The organism is Cupriavidus sp. H19C3 (genome assembly GCF_049393815.1).
Lineage (GTDB): Bacteria > Pseudomonadota > Gammaproteobacteria > Burkholderiales > Burkholderiaceae > Cupriavidus.
The window spans coordinates 1,060,439-1,077,211 of sequence record NZ_CP184986.1 but is presented as its reverse complement, the minus strand read 5'-3'; the positions used below and the strand labels follow the sequence as shown (position 1 = coordinate 1,077,211).

The following is a 16,773-nucleotide window of genomic DNA, read 5'->3' as shown; positions in this document are numbered from 1 at the left end:
AGGCGCATCCAGGGTTCATGACCTTTACTCCCGAATCATCTTCCCCTTCCATGACAGCAGATCTCGACCAGACCATACGCCCGTGGCAGAAGGACATCCATGCGGCATTCCAATCCTGCCATATCGGGCACGTCGCCTATGTACCGGACGGCGGCCATCGCGGGCTGATCCATCTTTGTGCCCAGGACCCATCGATCGACACCACCGTACTGACCACCGAGGAGGAGGGCGTGGGCCTGGCCGCGGGGCTGCACCTGGGCGGTGTCCGCAGCGTTCTGCTGATGCAGTCGTCCGGCGTCGGCAACTGCCTGAACCTCTTCACGCTCGCCGAGAACTGCCGCATGCCGCTGGTGCTCCTCGTCACGATGCGCGGGGAGTTTGCCGAATACATTCCCTGGCAGATCCCGATGGGCAAGCGCGCGGGCGCGGCGCTCGAACTGATGGGCTTCGACGTGTTCCGGGCCGAGTCCGCCGATACCGTCGGCGAGCTGTGCGCCGGCGCGATGGACCAGGCCTTCCATTCCAGGCGATGCGTCGCCGTCATGCTTTCGCAACGCCTGATTGGTCGCAAGAACTGGTCCAAATAACCTCAACGATCGAGACTGCCATGACAACACTGATCCCGCGCCGTGCCGCTGTCGCTCAACTCCTTCGGGATCGCCACGACATGCTGGTCGTGGCCGGCCTCGGCTCGCCCGTCTACGATGTCTTTGCCGCTGGCGACCACGCCCTGAATTTCTATGACTGGGGCGCGATGGGTTCGGCGGCGATGGTCGGGCTCGGCCTCGCGCTGGCGCAGCCCGGGAGGCCGGTCGTCGTGTTCACCGGCGACGGCGAGATGCTGATGGGGCTGGGCGCGTTCTCGACGATCGCCCAACACCGGCCGCCGAACCTGTCGATCGTCGTGCTCGATAACGAGCAATACGCCGAGACGGGCATGCAGCAAACCGCCACCGGGTTCGGTACCGATCTCGCCGGCGTGGCGCGCGCATGCGGACTGGCGAGGGCCGAAACCTGTTGCTCCGCTGACGACATTCCCGGCCTGCGCGACCGCTTGCACGCGTGCGATGGCACGCTCGTCGCCGTTCTGAAGATCGAACCGGGCGACCAGCCGCGGACCGTACCGGAGCGGGACGGCGCGGTCATCACCGATCGCTTCATGCAGTCGCTCCACGGCCGGGCCGCCCCGGCCGCCCCAGCCGTCGGACGGCGCAACTAGCGCGCCGCCATGGCGGCGTCGAACTTCGCCTTCAGCTCGCGCACGGACTCGCCTTGCATGGCCTCGTAGAGGGCCAGTTCGTCGAGCACCGGCGCCTGCAGATCGGCTTCGAAGCTCGCTTGCGAGGCAGATGCCGAATAGTGCTTCTGCGCCGTGCCACCGAGATTCGACTGGAAGATGCCGGCCGCGCTCACGGGCAGGAAGTCTTCGTACGTGATCGGGGTGAGCGCGACGATGCCACGCCGGACCCAGCCATGCAGGTCCCATTCGGTCTCTTTGGCGAAGGCGGCCGGGTCGGCGACGTGATACTGGAAGTAGGCGAGTTCCTGCGCATGGATGGTCAGCAGATCGTCCGGAAACGCCGTAAACGCTTCGCGCAGGCTCTTGCCGTAGTTCGCGCCGGCGGCCTGTGCCTCGCGTGCCGAGAACAGCAGGCGGTCGTAGAGCGCGCGGCCCGTCTTCGTCAGTGCCATGCCGCGCTGTTCGATCTCGCCAAAGCGCGCCGTGTGCGTGCCGGCGGTCGCTTCGTTGAGAAAGACCACCGATTCCTCGAGCGCCTTGAAGCTGGTCTGCCGGAGTAGAATCGGGTGCTTTCGTTGCGGCGGGCCTTCGATCACGTCCTTGGCGTTGAGGCCCCGCCGGAGCATCGCTTCCTGCGCGGCGTCGATGTCGAGGGTGCGCGGGGTCAGGTGATTGATGTGTGTGCTCTTGAAGCAGACGACATCCGCGATCAGGCGGTGCGCATCGTGCAGCTTGTGGTAGGTCTCGGCGGTGACCGTCGCATGGCTGTGCCAGCGGAAGGTTTCGAGCACTTCGGCGACAAACGCCTGCGCTTCGTCCCGCGTCAGGCCGCCCTGGTCTTCGCAGCGTGCCACCAGCTCCAGCGCACGCGCGGTAAAGATGCTGCGGCTGGCCAGAATGCGCCGGGCCTCTTCGCGCAGCGCCGCGTCGTCGATGAGTTCGAGCCGCAGCAGCGAGGTGAAGACCCGGAAAGGGTTCTTCTGCAGCGCCGAGAACTCGGTCGGACGGAACGCCGTGGAATGGACGGGCACGCCCGCCACCGCCAGATCGTAGTAGCCAACGGGCTTCATGCCCATCACGGCAAAGATGCGGCGCAGGGTGGCCAGTTCTTGCGGCGTACCGACACGAATGGCACCGTGACGTTCCACCGCCAGGCGTCCCGAATCGGCGGCCGCGAGGTCGCTCCGGTCGGGATTGGCCTGCAGCGTACGCTGGTTGACCTCGGCAACGAGATCGAGCAAGGCGCTATATTGGGGCACTTCGGCACGGTACATCTCGGACATCGCGGCCGAGAACTGCGCCCGGATGTCATCGGCGTCGACAAACGTAGGAATCATGGGTAGAGGAAGGATGTACGAAAACGTCCCGCGCGATGAGCGCGCGTGTGCGCATGCTAAGTTGTGGTCCCCGGTGACACAAACGATCTTTTGGTCACGGGTCATTCCGTTTTTGCATGACCTATGTTTGCATGACCTATGATTCTGCCCCGTCGATTCCTGCCCTCCATGGGGCAGCTCTGCGCGTTTGAGGCTTCCGCCCGGCTGGGCAGTTTTACGCTGGCGGCAACCGAGCTGAGCCTGACGCAGAGCGCGGTCAGCCGGCAAATTCGGGCGCTGGAGGAGATGCTGGGTGCCGAGCTGTTCATGCGCGATCGTCAGACGGTCCGGCTGACGGAACGGGGCGAAGCCTATGCGCACGAAGTACGCGGCTCGCTGCAGCGCCTCGCGGCGGCCACGCTTGGTTGCCGCGCCAATCCACAGGGCGGCGAACTGAACGTGGCGATCCTGCCGACCTTCGGCACACGCTGGCTGGCCCCGCGCTTGCCCAGGTTCCTGGCGCAGAATCCGGGCGTCACCATCAACCTGATGACGCGGCTCGAGCCGTTCGACTTCAAGCTGGACGCGGTCGATGCCGCGATCCACTACGGGACGACCGATTGGCCCGGGGCGGAGCTGGATTACCTGATGCCGGAAACGGTGGTGCCGGCTTGCAGCCGCAAGCTGCGGGAGCAGTACGGCCTCGCGGAACCGGAAGACCTGCTCCGGGCGCCGCTCTTGCACCTGGCCTCGCGGCCGCAGGGCTGGCGGCGCTGGTTCGAATCGTTCGGCATTCGCACAGCCCCCGAGCCGGGCATGTATGTCGACCAGTTCGCGGTTGCCGTCCAGGCCGCAATCGCCGATATCGGGGTGGTGTTACTGCCGCGCTTCCTGTTCGAAGCCGAGTTCCAGCGCGGAGATCTCGTCGAGGCGGTGAACGGCGGCCAGCGTTCCGCCGAAGCCTATTTCCTGGCTTACGCCCGGGACCGGGCTACCTACCCGCCGCTGGAGGCCTTCAGAAAGTGGCTGCGGGAAGAAGCGGCGACGGCCAAGCCGTAGGGCCCTCTGTTAATAACGGTACGGTCGATGACCTCCTGACCCGGGGAAACCAGGTATAGGTTTATCCTTTCATTTATGAAACGTTAATTTTTTATTGATTCTATTTTGAAAATACCGCGCCATCGCTATTCTCCTCTCACCGCAGCGCGTTACCGCCGACTCTGGCCAACGCCCGCAACCCTAACGACAGGAGCAATACCATGGCACGCCAACTGGACAACAAGATCGCACTCGTCACCGGCGCCACCAGCGGCATCGGTCTGGCCACCGCCCAACGCTTCGCCGCCGAAGGCGCGCATGTTTATCTCACGGGCCGCCGTCAGGCCGAGCTGGACGCCGCCGTAAAGCGCATTCGCGACGCCGGCGGCAAGGCGACTGGCGTACGTTCGGATTCCACGCGGCTCGCCGACCTCGACGGGCTGTATGCGCAGATCAAGGAGGAGCAGGGCCATCTCGACGTGCTGTTCGTGAACGCCGGTGGCGGTTCGATGGTGCCGCTTGGCAACATCACCGAAGCGCACTTCGACGACACCTTCAACCGCAATGTGAAGGGCGTGCTGTTCACCGTGCAGAAGGCACTGCCGCTCCTCGCCGAAGGCGCCTCGGTGATTCTCACCGGCTCGACGGCCGGTAGCGCGGGGACAGCGGCGTTCAGCGTGTATTCGGCCTCGAAGGCGGCGGTGCGCGCCTTCGCACGTAGCTGGATTCTTGATCTCAAGGACCGCCGCGTCCGCGTGAATACCATCAGCCCGGGCGCGACCCGCACGCCGGGTCTGCTCGACCTCGCCGGTGACGATGCCGCGCAGCGCCAGGGTCTGGCCGACTACCTGGCGGCGCAGATCCCGATGGGGCGCCTGGGCGAGCCTGGCGAAATCGCAGCCGCGGCGCTGTTCCTGGCGTCGGACGATGCGAGCTTCGTCAATGGCATCGAACTGTTCGTCGACGGCGGCCAGCAACAGATCTGAGCTTTGGCGGGGCGGCGGGGTGGCGGGGTGGCGGCGGGGTGGCGCTATAGGCCACACGCACTAGAATGGTGATATATTACATATCACCATCTCGATGCATCGCCTCCGCCAATGTTCGATCCTTCCCTGCTAGGCCGGATGAGCTTTACGCACGCCGAGCCGTCACAGCCGGTCCTGCCACCGGGGCGTCACCGGCTCGGTATCGCCGCCGAGCGCGATGCGGTCCTGTACGTACCGCCAGGACTTGGCCCCGCACCCGTGCCGTTGCTGGTCATGTTTCACGGTGCCGGCGGCTTTCCGGAAAAAGTACTGCCCTTTATCGAGCCGCACGCGGATGCGCACGGCTTTCTGGTACTGGCGCCGCATTCGACGTTTCCCACCTGGGACATCGTGATCGGCGGCAACGGGCCCGATCTGCAGGGTCTGCAAAAGGCGCTGGCCGCCGTCTCGGCGCGCTACCTGATCCAGCGTGACCGGCTGGCCTTCGCCGGCTTTTCGGATGGCGCCAGCTACGCCCTTTCCATCGGGATTACCAACGGCGACATCGCCAGCCACGTCATCGCGTTCTCCGGCGGATTCATGTCCGTATTCACCCAGGAAGGCGCCCCCAAGGTTTTTATCGCCCATGGACTGGTCGACGAGCAACTGCCCGTGCAGACCAGCGGCCGCACCAATGCCGCCAAGCTGCAGGCGGCCGGCTACGATGTCGAGTATGTCGAGTTCAATGGCAAGCATGCGATCCAGCCGCCGATCGTAGCCGAGGCCATCCGCTTTTTCCTGGCATGACGCTCCGTCATGTGAGCCCTTGGATCCGCCGCTAACGGAGTGCACCCCATGAATTTCGAGATTCCGCAGTCTCTGATTCTTCCGCTGCTCGCCATGATCAATGCCGAGTCCCCGTTGGCCCGGCAGCTCCAGGCGCACGGCATCTGCCATGGCAGCATGTCCGTGTCGGCGCGCCTGTTCGACGCGCAGTCGCTGAATTCGCTCTACGCGCTGAGCAAGGCGCAGAACGAGCGCGAGCTGCTGTTCCAGATGCTTGCGCTGGATAACATCTACAACGCGCCGCAGGCACGCACCATTCCCGGCCTCGAATTGCTGGTGGCAGGACTGGTCGCCTATCTGTCGCGCGATGTCATCGATGGCTGGCTGTATCAGCGCAGCCGCGATGGCGTACTGCTGCCCTGGCTGGTCCAGCGCATTCGCCACGTGGAGCCCGAGCAGGGCATGCCCTACGTGGCGCTCGACCTGCTGGCAAACACCATGCTGTCCGCCAACTCGGAGCTGACCGACCCGGCACGGCGCAGGGCGGGAATGACGACCTCGATCATCGTCACACGCGACGAGATCGTCGACCGCACCATCCCGCAACTGCTTGCCGAGTTTGGTTTCTTCAAGGAGTGCGCCGAATTCCGGCAGGAATATGAACGGCATGCTGAACTCTTTGTGCGCTATCAGCGCAGCTTTGGCGCACAGTACATCGCGACGGGCGCCGCCTTCACGGTCGAAGGGAAGGGCACCGTCGCGCTGGCGCGGCTGGGGGACGGTGTGGCGGCGCGCTGCATCAACGACGAGGAACGGCTCGAACGCCGTTTTGAAGTGACATGCGACGCCGAGTTCTGGCGCCGGGCGGGCGTTGCCACCGGCTTTGAAAAGATGCCGCTACATGGCTACGTGCATCTGTTTCATCTGGAATGGCATCGGAACATCTGGGTGCACGTCAACCACCTCGCCGAATATCGCTACCGGCCGGAACTGCGCGACAAGCTGGTGCTGCCGGACCAGCATCGCGATCTGATCGACATTCTGACCTCGCATATGGACGTCCTGGTCCAGGACTTCGTGCCCGGCAAATCGGGCGGCACGACCATCCTCTGCCAGGGTGCGCCCGGCCTGGGCAAGACGCTGACCGCGGAAGTGTATGCGGAAGTCGTCGGCAAGCCGCTCTACCGCGTGCATTCGGGACAACTGGGTACCACGGCCGCCTCGGTGGGCGCCAGCCTCATGGAGATCCTGCGCCGGGCCATGCGCTGGAACGCGGTACTGTTGCTGGACGAGGCCGACGTCTATATCCGCCGCCGCGACAACGACCTGGAGCACAACGCGATCGTTGCCGAGTTTCTGCGCACGCTGGAGTATTTCAGCGGATTGCTGTTCATGACCACCAACCGTACCGGCGATGTCGACGATGCCATCCTGTCGCGCTGCATTGCCACGATCCACTACGAAACGCCAGGCCGGGCCGATGCGGCACGCCTGTGGCGCCTGCAGGCCGGGCAGTGCGGCGCCGAGCTGGACGACGGGCTGGTCGATGCCCTGACCGCGGCCTATCCGAAGGCGAGCGGGCGCGATATCAAGGAGTTGATGAAGCTTGCCACCCGCTATGGCAAGGCGAAGCAGATCCCGCTGTCGGAAGAGGTGTTCCGGCTGTGTGCGCAGTTCCGCGCGATCGAGCCCGCAGGATGCCGCGTGGGCGCCGGCGCTTGAGCGGCCGGTTGCGATCAGTCCCTGCAGTAGCCTTCGCCCTTGCGGACCGTCAGGCAGTGTTTCTTGTCGGCGAGCCATTTCATGCCGGTCTCGGCACCAGTGGTGGCGCGGATGATCTCGGGGGTGCCGTCGCGTTCGAACGCGATGCCTCCATCGACGTACCGGCCCTCGAACTTGCGCGGGCCATCGAGGTTCTGCACGGTCACTTCGTACCTGCCATGACCGCCGGCCAGTTCGAGGAAGGTGCCTTCCGGACCCGTCCACTTGCCGAGCCATTCGTCAGTGCGCGGCGCACTGGCGGCAGCGGGGGGGCTTTCCGCATTCTTCCGGGACGCGTTGCCGCGCTCCGAACATCCGGCCACGGACACGAGGGCAATCAGCAAGGCGGCGAGGGAGCAACGGGATGTCTTCATCAGTCGGTTGACATGGCAATGCATGGGACGGATTTTCGCACGGCCGTCGGGTTTGGGCGGAAGAGAACGCCCGTTTGGGGCAGCTCGGGCAGCCGTGCCGAGACGTCCGTTCGTGACGCGGACAGAACCCTCTTGCGGCGCGGACGGCACCCTTTTGCCGGCGCGCACCCTTGAAGCATCACAGACTGTCGCCATCTACGCGGCTGTTTATGATCGCTTCCGTCCCCGCATGTACAAGAAAGGCACGTCCGTCGAGATCCAGTTTTCCCCGCAGCGCCTCAACGATGGCGCCGGCGACCCGTACTGGGTCGACCTGACGCGCGACGAGGCGCAGGCATTGCTGGAGCGGCTGCAGTCGCATTTGTCGCAAGCCACGCAAGGCACCGACGCGCCGCTGGTATTCAGCCTGGAAGGGCCCCCCGACGAGCGGTCCGCCAACACCGCGGCGCCGGCTCCGCAGTCCGACGCCACCGTACCCGCCGAAGCCGAGTTCAAGCAATGGGTCTGCATCATCTGCGGCTGGGTCTACGACGAAGCCGCGGGCTGGCCCGAGGACGGCATCGCGCCCGGCACGCGCTGGGCCGACATCCCCGACGACTGGCGTTGCCCGGAATGCGATGTCGGCAAGGAAGACTTTGCGATGGTCGAGTTTTAACGCCCATGACGCCGGCTCCCAAGCCCGAAACGTAACGGCTACCAATCGGTAGCATGTGGTGCGTGACAGCAGTGAGCGACAAGCCGCACGCGCCGGACTGGACCTTGGCCCAATAGACGCGACGCTTTCCTGCGCGCTGAATGAACAGGCTGCTTCCGTCATCGGACAGCCTGCGCGTTGGAGTGGGAAGTCGTCCCACGACTGGGAGGCGGATATGGGATCGTTCCTTTATGGTTCCGGCGTGTTCGGCGCCATTACCTTATCGGTCGGGCTGTTCGCCAGCATCCTGGCCGCCATGGAAATGGGCCGGCTGGTGTGGCGATGGCAGGTCAACGCGGGCCGCGAGCCGGAGAGTACGGGGGTCGGGGCGGTCACGAGCGCCATCTTCGCGCTGCTCGGTCTGCTGATTGCGTTCACCTTTTCCGGGGCGGCGGCCAGGTTCGAGGCGCGGCGCACGTTGATCGTCAAGGAGGCCAACGACATCGGGACTGCCTACCTGCGCCTCGACCTGCTGCCCACGCCCGCCCGCGAGGAACTGCGCGATACGTTCCGGCAATACCTGGATGCGCGACTCCAGGCGTATCGGGCCGTCCCCGATCGCGAGCGCGTGGCTCAGTCCCTCGCGCGCGCCGATGCGATGCGCGACCGCTTGTGGCAACGAGCGGTCGCGGAGAGTCCACGTGCTGGTAACCCGGCGGCGACCATGCTCCTGCTGCCGGCGCTCAACGCCGCATTCGATACCGCGTCGAGCCGGCTGGCGTCGACCCGGGAGCATCCGCCCGGCGTGATCTACGTCCTGCTGCTCGCGCTCAGCTGGATCGGGGCGCTCTTTGCCGGCTACGGCATGGCAAGGCGGGGGCCGCGCAACTGGCTCCATACTGCGCTCTTCGCGGCGACGCTGGCCGCCACCCTGTACGTCATCGTCGATCTCGAGTATCCGCGTCTGGGCCTGATCCGCGTCGACGATTTCGACCAGGTGCTGCGGGACGTGCGCGACAGCATGAAATGACACAGGCACACCGCCGGGCCACCGCACACGGCTGGTGAACCGACTGCTGCGCAAGGCGCGGGCCCGTTAAAGATTCGCACGATTGCACCGTTAACGTGCTCAATCGGCGTGCAGCAGGTTTGGTGCTGCCAGTCGCGTCTACTGTGCTGAAAGGGCTTACGTTCTTGCGAAACAATCAACCTGTCACCCAGCGTGAATTCGATCTTCCCGACAACGCGACGTTGATGTCGACGACTGACACGCAGAGCCACATCACGTATGCCAACAGCGCCTTTGTCGAGGTGAGCGGCTTCAGCGCCGAGGAGCTCCAGGGCCAGCCGCACAATATCGTGCGCCACCCCGATATGCCCAGGGAGGCCTTCGCCGACATGTGGGCCACGCTCAAAGGCGGCGAACCGTGGACCGCGCTGGTCAAGAACCGGCGCAAGAATGGCGACCACTACTGGGTACGCGCCAACGCGACCCCGGTGATACGAGATGGCCGGCCGGTCGGCTACATGTCGGTACGTACGAAGGCGACCCGCGAGGAGATTGCCGGCGCCGAGGCCCTCTATCGCAATTTCCGCGAAGGTCGGGCCGGCAGCCAGCGTTTCCACAAAGGCCTGATCGTACGTACGGGTCTGGCAAGCTGGACTTCGGCGCTGCAGACCATGAGCGTGCGCTGGCGCATCCGGTCGGCGCTGATGGCCCTTGTGCCGTCGATCGTGATCGGGGCATGGGCCCTCGGGGTCTCGCATGGCGCGCTCGCGGGTCTGGCCGGCGTCACCGCCATCTGCTCGCTGCTGGTCTCCTTGTGGCTGGATGCGCAGATCTCGCGGCCGCTGGAGCAGATGCGGGAACAGGCGCTGCGCGTGGCATCGGGAGAAAGCCAGAAGGTCGAACCCACCGACCGTGTCGACGAGATCGGTATGACGCTGCGCACGATCGGTCAGCTGGGCCTGATGTTCCGCTGGCTGATCGACGACGTCAGCGGACAGGTGTTCAATGTGCAGACCGCCAGCAACGAGATTGCGCAGGGCAACAACGATCTCAGCGCGCGCACCGAGCAGGCGGCGACGAATGTGCAGGACACCGCGGCATCGATGACGCAGATGACGGCCACCGTGCAAAGCAATGCCGAAACCGCGACCCAGGCCACCGAACTCTCGGGTTCGGCCAGCGCCGCGGCGGCCAGGGGCGGGCAGGCCATGTCCGAAGTGGTGACCACGATGCAGGAAATTACCGCGAGCTCCAAGAAGATCGCCGACATCATCTCGGTCATCGACGGCATCGCATTCCAGACCAACATCCTGGCCTTGAACGCCGCGGTCGAGGCCGCGCGCGCGGGCGAACAGGGGCGCGGCTTTGCGGTCGTCGCCGCCGAGGTGCGTTCGCTGGCGCAGCGGAGTGCCAGCGCGGCCAAGGAGATCAACACGCTGATCAGTACCAGCGTCGGCAAGATCGAATCGGGTGCCACGCTGGTCAATGACGCCGGCAAGACCATGGACGATATCGTCGTCCAGGTAAAGCGCGTCTCGGACCTGATCGCGGACATCAGCTCGGCGACCATCGAGCAGAGCAGCGGCATTACCCAGGTCGGCCAGGCGGTCAGCGAACTCGACAACATCACGCAACAGAACGCGGCGCTGGTGGAGCAGAGCGCCGCAGCGGCGGAAAGCCTCAAGCAGCAGGCGACGCGACTGGTCGAGGCGGTCAGCGTGTTTCGCTGACGCAGCCTGGTCGACGGGCAACGGAGACCGGGGCCGTGATGCCTGTCATCACGGCTTCATGGTGTCTCGCGACAGCCCCGCCTGAGCAGGTTGCGCGATGCATCCCTGGCGGGCGACAGTCCGAACGCCCGCGAATACTCGCGGCTGAACTGCGTGGGACTTTCATAGCCGACCTCCGACGCGACTGACGATACCGTGCTGCCTCCGCCGAGCAGTAGCGTGCGGGCCCGCAACAGGCGAAGCTGCTTCTGGTACTGCAATGGGCTGAGCGCCGTGACGGCCTTGAAGTGTCGATGAAATGCCGACACGCTCATCGCCGCCTCGTCGGCAAGCCTCTCCACGCGTAGCGGCTCGGCAAAATGCCGCCGGATCCGTTGCACGGCGCCATGGATCCGTGCCAGCGCCGTTTCGGGCATGGCGATGTCTCGCAGCATCCGACCGTGCGGTCCCTGGAGGACCAGGAACAGGATCTCGCGTTCGTACGCAGGCGCCAGGCCGGCGATGTCGCCTGGCCGCTTTATCAGCCGCAGCATTCGCACCCACGCATCCATCAACGCTGGCGTCACCGACGCTACCGAAAACCCTGCGTCCTCGCCCGAGTTGCCGCCGGCAGCGGGCCGGCCGAAGTCCGGCAGATCGTGCAGCAATTGCGCGATCACGGCCGGCTCAAGGGTCAGGCTGATGGCCAGATAAGGCGTGCCATCCGATTCAGGATAGACCCGGCCCATGGCGGGCAAGTCGATCGACATGACGAAGTAGGTCGCAGGGTCGTAGCGCAGGGTCCGGTCGCCCACCGTCATGGTCTTGCTTCCGCGCAGGATCATGTTGATCATGGGGTCGTACACGGCGGCAAGTTCGTGCTCGGGGATGGCCCCTTGAACCATCGCCACGCGAGGTATCCCGGTCTCCGTGCGTCGGTTCTCCGCGTGAGCGGCCAGCGTCCGGAGCTCGTCGAGAGGACTTTGGCCGTCCGGCGTGGCGCTAGGGGCGTGCATGGACACACCGCGCTGGCGGGAAGAAGAGAAATAGGCAGGTCTCCGCGATAAACGGGCAGGACGGCGACGCCTGGGGTCGATAATCTCTCGGCATCGAATTCAGGAAGATTTGCATGCGTATCGTTTACATTGCCGGCGCTAGCCGGGAGACTGGAGCAGGGGCCGGCATCGAACGTGTGGGGCGTGGAAGGGCGTGGACGGTGACGCGATGAACCCTCAGCAGAAACCTGGCCAATTGCGTCAGACGGCCGAAGCGCTGATCGCCGCTGTCAACGCGTTCGACGTGGAACGCACGCTGCGATTGTTTACACCGGATGCCGTGATCGACGATCCCTCCACCGGCCATCGTTTCGACGGTCATGCCGGCGTGCGCAAGTATATCGAGGAGTATTTCATCGGTTATCAAACCGTGACGCGCCTGCTGTCGCTCAGACGACTGACAAGTGATATTGCGCGTGTGCGCGTCAGCTTTACGGGCACTTTCGGTCACGAAACCGGGTTGCTTGAAATATCGGTCGATAGCGGCGGGCTGATCACGCGTATCGATGCGACGCTCGAATGACGCGGCGGCAGTGCCGTTGGCCGGCTAGTCATTCGCCGGCTGCTTGCGCGCCGGCAAGCGGATGCATACGAGCAATCCCGAGCGCGAGCCGGTCATCAGGCTGATGGCGCCGCCGTGGGCCTCGCAGATTTGACGGACGATCGCCAGACCCAGGCCGCTGCCGGGGATACTCGCGTCGGATAGTCGTGCGAAGCGCTCGAACACGTATTCGCGACATGCGGGCTCGATGCCGGGGCCGGTGTCTTCGACAGTGATCAGATGCGACTCCCCACCAGTCTCGACATTCACGGTAACCGTGCCGCCGACAGGCGTGTAGCGTACGGCATTGTCGAGCACGTTCGACAACATCTCGCGCAGCATGCCTTCGTCACCCCATATCCATGCGGTTGCGTCGCTCTCTCCGAAACCCAGATCCTGGCCTTTGTCCCGTGCGGCCAGATACCATTCTGCGCATAGATCCCTGCACAGCGAGTGCAGTTCGATAAGACGCACGTCACGTTGCTGCGCGGCGTGCGAGTCGGAATCGCCCGTGCGAGCCAGGGCCAGCAACTGATTGGTGAGGCGTATGGTTTTGTCGATGGCGGAACGGACTTCGACGAGCTCGCCTCCGCCGCTCCTGATACGGTGGTCAACCTGTCCACGAACCAGGGACAGCGACGTACGCAGCTGATGCGATGCTTCGTCAATAAATCGCTTCTGTCCGTCGATGAGAAGGCGGAGCCGTGCCAGATACTGATTGAGGGTCTGGAGCAACGGCTGAATTTCAACCGGCAGGTTGTCGTCGGGTATGGGCGCCAGGCTACCCGCGCTACGCCCGTCGATGCGGTCTTGCACGCGCTTGAGAGGACGGAGCGTGGCAGAGACCGTCAAGATCAGGAGGACAAGGGATACGCCGATGGTCGCCGCCTGCTGCCAGAGGGTTGCGACCAGCAGGCGGCGTGCCATGTCGTCGCGCATTTCGAGCGTTTCTCCGACCTGAACCATTGCGACGCCACTCTCGCCGCCCGCCGTCACCGGCTGCCAGAGACCTGCCACGCGAAGCGGTATGCCTCGATAGCGCTCGTCGTAGAAATGTACGAGTGCGGGATAGTCCTGACTGCGTGGCACATTCGATGGCATGGCCGGAAAATCGCTTTCGCCGGACACGAAACGGCCGTGCTGGTCGAGCACCCTGTAAAAGATCCTGCCACGCGTGTCGATCTGGAACGTGTCAAGCGCAACGTACGGAACGTCGACGATCATGCGACCGTTTGCGATGTCGATGCGCTCCGCAATCGCGCGCGCGGATGCGAGAAGGGTCCTGTCGTGCGCGGAGTTGGCTTCCGCCAACGCGGTTCGATAGGCGGCTACGGCGGACACTACACCTATCGCGGAAAGCGCGAGGGCGAGCCGCCAGAGAAGTGCTCTCCGCAGACTTCTGGAGCGCATGCTAGGACCCGGTGCGTTGTTCGAGGAGATAGCCCACACCTCGCACGGCGGTGATGACGAGGCTCGACCCCTTGAGCTTCTTCCTGACTCTGGATACGTACAGTTCGATCGCCTCGGGGCTGACTTCGTCATCCATGGAGAAGACCCGTTGAAACAGGACATCACGGGTGGCAACACGGCCCGCACGGAGAAATAGCGCCTCGAGAACCGCGAGTTCCCGGCGTGCAAGTACCAGTGGGGAACCGTTGCAGTAGAACTGACGTTCCACCGAGTCGAACGTCAGTTCGCCGAACGAGGTCGTGGGCTGCCCGCCCTGGCGTCGTCGGAGCTGGGCCTTGATCCTCGCCTCCAGTTCGCCAAGGTCGAATGGCTTGGCGATATAGTCGTCCGCGCCGAGGTCGAGGCCGAGAATCCGGTCGGAGATTTCGCTTCTGGCGGTCAGGATCAGGATGGGGGTGGTCAGGTTCCGGCTGCGCGCCGACTTCAGGACTTGAAGCCCGTCGATCCTGCCCAGTGACAGGTCGAGCAGGATCAGGTCGTACGAGCTGGTCGCCATCATCAGGAGCGCCGTCTCGCCATCGGGCGCATGATCAAGCATGAAGCCGCTTTGCCCCAGCGATTGGATGACGAGCGCAGCAAGCTCGGGGTGGTCTTCGACGAGAAGAAGTCGCACGAGAAATAGGGGTTTACGTTGAACGCGCGGCGCTTCCTGCGACAGCTTCGCGACAGGGTGACGCCGTAAGATTGTGGCAATGTCAGATGATAGACATGCCCGAGCTCCCGGTGGCGAGCGAAGGAGAAAAAACCAGGAGGCAGAACGTGCGTCGGTTCCTTTGTGGCGCCTTCTTGTTGGCGTGCTGCGCGCTGTGGCAGGGAGTCGCCCAGGCGGACGAAGGGGCGGCAACATGCATCGCCCCGGCCAAGCCCGAGGGCGGTTATGACATCACCTGCCGCATCGCCCGGAAGCTCTGGCAAGACACCGCGCCCTCGGGAAAGGCGCTGAAGATCGTCTATATGCCCGGCGGCATCGGCGCCGTGGCGTTCAATGCCATCGTGGCGCAACGGCCTGCCGAAGCGAACACGATCGTCGCCTTTTCGAGCGGATCGCTGCTGAATATCGCGACGGGGAAATTCAGCCTGTTTGGCGCGGACAGCGTGAAATGGCTGGCGTCCGTGGGCATTGACCACGGGATGATTGCGGTCAGGACCGATTCGCCGTACCAGAGCCTGAACGACCTGGCGGTAGCGATGAAGAAGGAGCCGGGCAAGGTCCTGTTTGGCGCGGGCGGCTCGATCGGCAGCCAGGACTGGATGAAAGCGGCATTGTTTGCCCGCAAGGTCGGGGTGTCCCACACGGCGATGCGATATGTCGCCTTCGAGGGCGGCGGCGAGGCCTTTGCCGCGCTGCTTTCGGGACATGTCCAGGCGGTGCCGGGCGATATCGCCGAAGCGGCCGGGCTGGTCGCCAGCAAGAAGATTCGCATCCTGGCCGTCCTTTCGGCGGAGCGGCTACCGGGGAAACTGGCCACGATCCCCACCGCGCGCGAACAGGGCTTCGACATCGACTGGCCGACATTGCGCGGCTTCTACATGGGGCCAAAGGTGTCGCAATCCGACCTGATGCGTTGGGAAGCATCGTTCCGGCAGATGGCCGCATCGCCCGGTTATGCGCGCGCCATCGAAGCTTACGGTTTGACGCCGGACAGCAAGGTCGGGGCGGAACTCGACTCGCATGTGCAACAGGAAGTGCGCCGGTACAAGGAGCTGGCCCGGCAGTTTGACCTCGTCAGGTAAATCCGCTTGAGGCGCGGAGGCCGGCATGCATCGCTGCCAGTCTTCGTACCATCCATTAAAAATCTACTCGGTTCAGGAGACTTCATGACCAACATTGACGCCACGCGCCGTCGAGTGCTGCAGGCGGTGGGAGCTTTGGGGGCGGCAGCCGTGGTTCCGGCCGCGCGCGCCCAATCCTGGCCTGCCAAAACGATCCGCTTCGTCGTGCCATTTGCGCCGGGCGGCAGCTCGGAGATTGTCGCCCGTACGCTGGCGGCGGAACTGACCAATAGTCTTGGCGTCTCCGTGTTCGTGGAAAACAAGCCAGGCGGGGCCGGCAATGTGGCGATGGGGGAGGTGGCTCGCGCCGACGACCAGCACACCATCATCCTCGGCCACATCGGGACGCTGGCCGTGAACCCCTATATCTTCGAGAAGCTGCCGTACGACGTGAACAAGGATTTCAAGCCAGTCTCGTTGTCGACAAAGGTGCCGAGTCTGTACGTCGTCAATCCCGACGTTCCCGCCAGAAACCTGAAGGAGTTTGTGGCACTGGCAAAGAGCAAGCCGGGCAAGCTGAACTACGGATCGGCCGGCAACGGCAGTGCTGGCCACCTGGCATTCGAGTATCTGAAGATTGCCACGGGCACGTTCATCCTTCATGTTCCGTATCGAGGCAGCGGGCCGCAGATCACCGATCTGCTTTCCGGACGTCTGGATGCGGCGGCGGTGGGGGCGCCGGCCATTCTTCCGTTTATCAAATCAGGAAAATTGCGGTGCATCGCAACGGGTTCGTCGCAGCGCATCCCGCAACTGCCGGACGTTGGCACCGTGGCGGAGCAGGGCTACCCCGGATTCGAGATGACGCAATGGTATGGGGTGCTGGCCCCTTCGACCATGGCGCCCGCGGCGATTGACAAGCTTGCCGCCGCGAGTGCCAGGGCAATGCAGTCCCCCAAGTCGACGGAGCGTCTGCGCGGCGACGCGGCCATCATTGTGGGAAGCAATCAAAATGACTTCGCCAGGTTCATCCTGGCCGAGCAGCAACGCTGGAAGCCGATTATCGCCAGGGCTGGCATCAAGCCGGATTGATGCCGGGCGAGGCAGATCGCAAGAGAGGAAGCCAACGTGGGCCCCATGGCCATGGGGCCGCCGGTGGCGT

17 protein-coding genes are annotated in these 16,773 nt (G+C 64.4%); 12 read left to right on the top strand and 5 right to left on the bottom strand.

Features of this window, described 5'->3' with window-relative positions:
• Nucleotides 1-17 precede the first annotated feature (17 nt).
• Both DFLDMN_RS24400 and DFLDMN_RS24395 read left to right on the top strand, forming a co-directional pair.
• Nucleotides 18-587 carry a phosphonopyruvate decarboxylase gene (locus tag DFLDMN_RS24400; RefSeq protein WP_423200376.1) on the top strand — a complete coding sequence of 190 codons (570 nt, stop codon included), beginning with the start codon at nucleotides 18-20 and terminating at the stop codon, nucleotides 585-587.
• A 20-nt stretch (nucleotides 588-607) separates the two neighbouring features.
• Nucleotides 608-1,219 carry a thiamine pyrophosphate-dependent enzyme gene (locus DFLDMN_RS24395; protein ID WP_423200375.1) on the top strand — a complete coding sequence of 204 codons (612 nt, stop codon included), beginning with the start codon at nucleotides 608-610 and terminating at the stop codon, nucleotides 1,217-1,219.
• On the opposite strand, the gene hglS is transcribed toward DFLDMN_RS24395, so the two are convergent.
• Complete coding sequence (hglS, locus tag DFLDMN_RS24390; protein WP_423200374.1) at nucleotides 1,216-2,577, bottom strand: 2-oxoadipate dioxygenase/decarboxylase HglS; 1,362 nt, start codon at nucleotides 2,575-2,577, stop codon at nucleotides 1,216-1,218. The two genes, DFLDMN_RS24395 and hglS, sit on opposite strands and share 4 nt — an antisense overlap.
• A 138-nt stretch (nucleotides 2,578-2,715) precedes the next feature.
• On the opposite strand from hglS, the gene DFLDMN_RS24385 reads away from it, so the two are divergent.
• The 4 genes from DFLDMN_RS24385 (at nucleotide 2,716) to DFLDMN_RS24370 (ending at nucleotide 7,067) form a co-directional block, all read left to right on the top strand.
• Nucleotides 2,716-3,615: a LysR family transcriptional regulator gene (locus DFLDMN_RS24385; RefSeq protein ID WP_423200373.1), complete on the top strand. Its 900-nt coding sequence runs from the start codon at nucleotides 2,716-2,718 to the stop codon at nucleotides 3,613-3,615.
• 200 nt (nucleotides 3,616-3,815) lie between these two features.
• Nucleotides 3,816-4,580 carry an SDR family NAD(P)-dependent oxidoreductase gene (locus DFLDMN_RS24380; RefSeq protein ID WP_423200372.1) on the top strand — a complete coding sequence of 255 codons (765 nt, stop codon included), beginning with the start codon at nucleotides 3,816-3,818 and terminating at the stop codon, nucleotides 4,578-4,580.
• 111 nt (nucleotides 4,581-4,691) lie between these two features.
• A complete protein-coding gene (locus tag DFLDMN_RS24375; protein ID WP_423200371.1) occupies nucleotides 4,692-5,366 on the top strand; it encodes an alpha/beta hydrolase in 675 nt (224 codons plus the stop codon).
• Between the two features lie 48 nt (nucleotides 5,367-5,414).
• On the top strand, nucleotides 5,415-7,067 hold the full coding sequence (locus DFLDMN_RS24370; RefSeq protein ID WP_423200370.1) for an AAA family ATPase: 1,653 nt from the start codon (nucleotides 5,415-5,417) through the stop codon (nucleotides 7,065-7,067).
• Between the two features lie 14 nt (nucleotides 7,068-7,081).
• Here DFLDMN_RS24370 and DFLDMN_RS24365 read toward each other — a convergent pair whose 3' ends face one another.
• Complete coding sequence (locus DFLDMN_RS24365; protein WP_423200369.1) at nucleotides 7,082-7,480, bottom strand: hypothetical protein; 399 nt, start codon at nucleotides 7,478-7,480, stop codon at nucleotides 7,082-7,084.
• Between the two features lie 229 nt (nucleotides 7,481-7,709).
• On the opposite strand from DFLDMN_RS24365, the gene DFLDMN_RS24360 reads away from it, so the two are divergent.
• The 3 genes from DFLDMN_RS24360 to DFLDMN_RS24350 all read left to right on the top strand — a co-directional run bounded on the left by DFLDMN_RS24360 (nucleotide 7,710) and on the right by DFLDMN_RS24350 (nucleotide 10,853).
• The gene (locus DFLDMN_RS24360; protein ID WP_423200368.1) at nucleotides 7,710-8,135 is read left to right on the top strand and encodes a rubredoxin; all 426 of its coding nucleotides are present in this window, start codon (nucleotides 7,710-7,712) and stop codon (nucleotides 8,133-8,135) included.
• Between the two features lie 214 nt (nucleotides 8,136-8,349).
• Complete coding sequence (locus tag DFLDMN_RS24355) at nucleotides 8,350-9,144, top strand: DUF4239 domain-containing protein (protein WP_423200367.1); 795 nt, start codon at nucleotides 8,350-8,352, stop codon at nucleotides 9,142-9,144.
• A 164-nt stretch (nucleotides 9,145-9,308) separates the two neighbouring features.
• Nucleotides 9,309-10,853 (top strand): methyl-accepting chemotaxis protein, encoded by a 1,545-nt coding sequence (locus tag DFLDMN_RS24350; protein ID WP_423200366.1) that lies wholly within the window; start codon nucleotides 9,309-9,311, stop codon nucleotides 10,851-10,853.
• A 56-nt stretch (nucleotides 10,854-10,909) separates the two neighbouring features.
• Here the strand turns inward: DFLDMN_RS24350 and DFLDMN_RS24345 are convergent, their stop codons facing one another.
• Nucleotides 10,910-11,848, bottom strand: a complete 939-nt coding sequence (locus DFLDMN_RS24345) for an AraC family transcriptional regulator N-terminal domain-containing protein (RefSeq protein ID WP_423200555.1) — start codon at nucleotides 11,846-11,848, stop codon at nucleotides 10,910-10,912.
• A 208-nt stretch (nucleotides 11,849-12,056) separates the two neighbouring features.
• Between DFLDMN_RS24345 and DFLDMN_RS24340 the strand changes: the two genes are divergently transcribed.
• Nucleotides 12,057-12,410, top strand: a complete 354-nt coding sequence (locus DFLDMN_RS24340) for a YybH family protein (RefSeq protein WP_423200365.1) — start codon at nucleotides 12,057-12,059, stop codon at nucleotides 12,408-12,410.
• Between the two features lie 24 nt (nucleotides 12,411-12,434).
• Here the strand turns inward: DFLDMN_RS24340 and DFLDMN_RS24335 are convergent, their stop codons facing one another.
• Together DFLDMN_RS24335 and DFLDMN_RS24330 are read right to left on the bottom strand one after the other, a co-directional pair.
• Nucleotides 12,435-13,769, bottom strand: a complete 1,335-nt coding sequence (locus DFLDMN_RS24335) for a sensor histidine kinase N-terminal domain-containing protein (RefSeq protein ID WP_423200364.1) — start codon at nucleotides 13,767-13,769, stop codon at nucleotides 12,435-12,437.
• Between the two features lie 70 nt (nucleotides 13,770-13,839).
• On the bottom strand, nucleotides 13,840-14,511 hold the full coding sequence (locus tag DFLDMN_RS24330) for a response regulator (protein WP_423200363.1): 672 nt from the start codon (nucleotides 14,509-14,511) through the stop codon (nucleotides 13,840-13,842).
• 95 nt (nucleotides 14,512-14,606) lie between these two features.
• On the opposite strand from DFLDMN_RS24330, the gene DFLDMN_RS24325 reads away from it, so the two are divergent.
• Nucleotides 14,607-15,632: a Bug family tripartite tricarboxylate transporter substrate binding protein gene (locus tag DFLDMN_RS24325; protein ID WP_423200362.1), complete on the top strand. Its 1,026-nt coding sequence runs from the start codon at nucleotides 14,607-14,609 to the stop codon at nucleotides 15,630-15,632.
• 84 nt (nucleotides 15,633-15,716) lie between these two features.
• Nucleotides 15,717-16,703, top strand: coding sequence for a Bug family tripartite tricarboxylate transporter substrate binding protein (locus tag DFLDMN_RS24320; protein WP_423200361.1), 987 nt, complete (start codon nucleotides 15,717-15,719; stop codon nucleotides 16,701-16,703).
• Nucleotides 16,704-16,773 lie beyond the last annotated feature (70 nt).

Coding starts and splice junctions, on each gene's coding strand:
- DFLDMN_RS24400 (WP_423200376.1), top strand. CDS start 18: ATGACCTTTACTCCCGAATCATCTTCCCCTTCCATGACAGCAGATCTC.
- DFLDMN_RS24395 (WP_423200375.1), top strand. CDS start 608: ATGACAACACTGATCCCGCGCCGTGCCGCTGTCGCTCAACTCCTTCGG.
- hglS (WP_423200374.1), bottom strand. CDS start 2,577: ATGATTCCTACGTTTGTCGACGCCGATGACATCCGGGCGCAGTTCTCG.
- DFLDMN_RS24385 (WP_423200373.1), top strand. CDS start 2,716: ATGATTCTGCCCCGTCGATTCCTGCCCTCCATGGGGCAGCTCTGCGCG.
- DFLDMN_RS24380 (WP_423200372.1), top strand. CDS start 3,816: ATGGCACGCCAACTGGACAACAAGATCGCACTCGTCACCGGCGCCACC.
- DFLDMN_RS24375 (WP_423200371.1), top strand. CDS start 4,692: ATGTTCGATCCTTCCCTGCTAGGCCGGATGAGCTTTACGCACGCCGAG.
- DFLDMN_RS24370 (WP_423200370.1), top strand. CDS start 5,415: ATGAATTTCGAGATTCCGCAGTCTCTGATTCTTCCGCTGCTCGCCATG.
- DFLDMN_RS24365 (WP_423200369.1), bottom strand. CDS start 7,480: ATGAAGACATCCCGTTGCTCCCTCGCCGCCTTGCTGATTGCCCTCGTG.
- DFLDMN_RS24360 (WP_423200368.1), top strand. CDS start 7,710: ATGTACAAGAAAGGCACGTCCGTCGAGATCCAGTTTTCCCCGCAGCGC.
- DFLDMN_RS24355 (WP_423200367.1), top strand. CDS start 8,350: ATGGGATCGTTCCTTTATGGTTCCGGCGTGTTCGGCGCCATTACCTTA.
- DFLDMN_RS24345 (WP_423200555.1), bottom strand. CDS start 11,848: ATGCACGCCCCTAGCGCCACGCCGGACGGCCAAAGTCCTCTCGACGAG.
- DFLDMN_RS24340 (WP_423200365.1), top strand. CDS start 12,057: ATGAACCCTCAGCAGAAACCTGGCCAATTGCGTCAGACGGCCGAAGCG.
- DFLDMN_RS24325 (WP_423200362.1), top strand. CDS start 14,607: ATGCCCGAGCTCCCGGTGGCGAGCGAAGGAGAAAAAACCAGGAGGCAG.
- DFLDMN_RS24320 (WP_423200361.1), top strand. CDS start 15,717: ATGACCAACATTGACGCCACGCGCCGTCGAGTGCTGCAGGCGGTGGGA.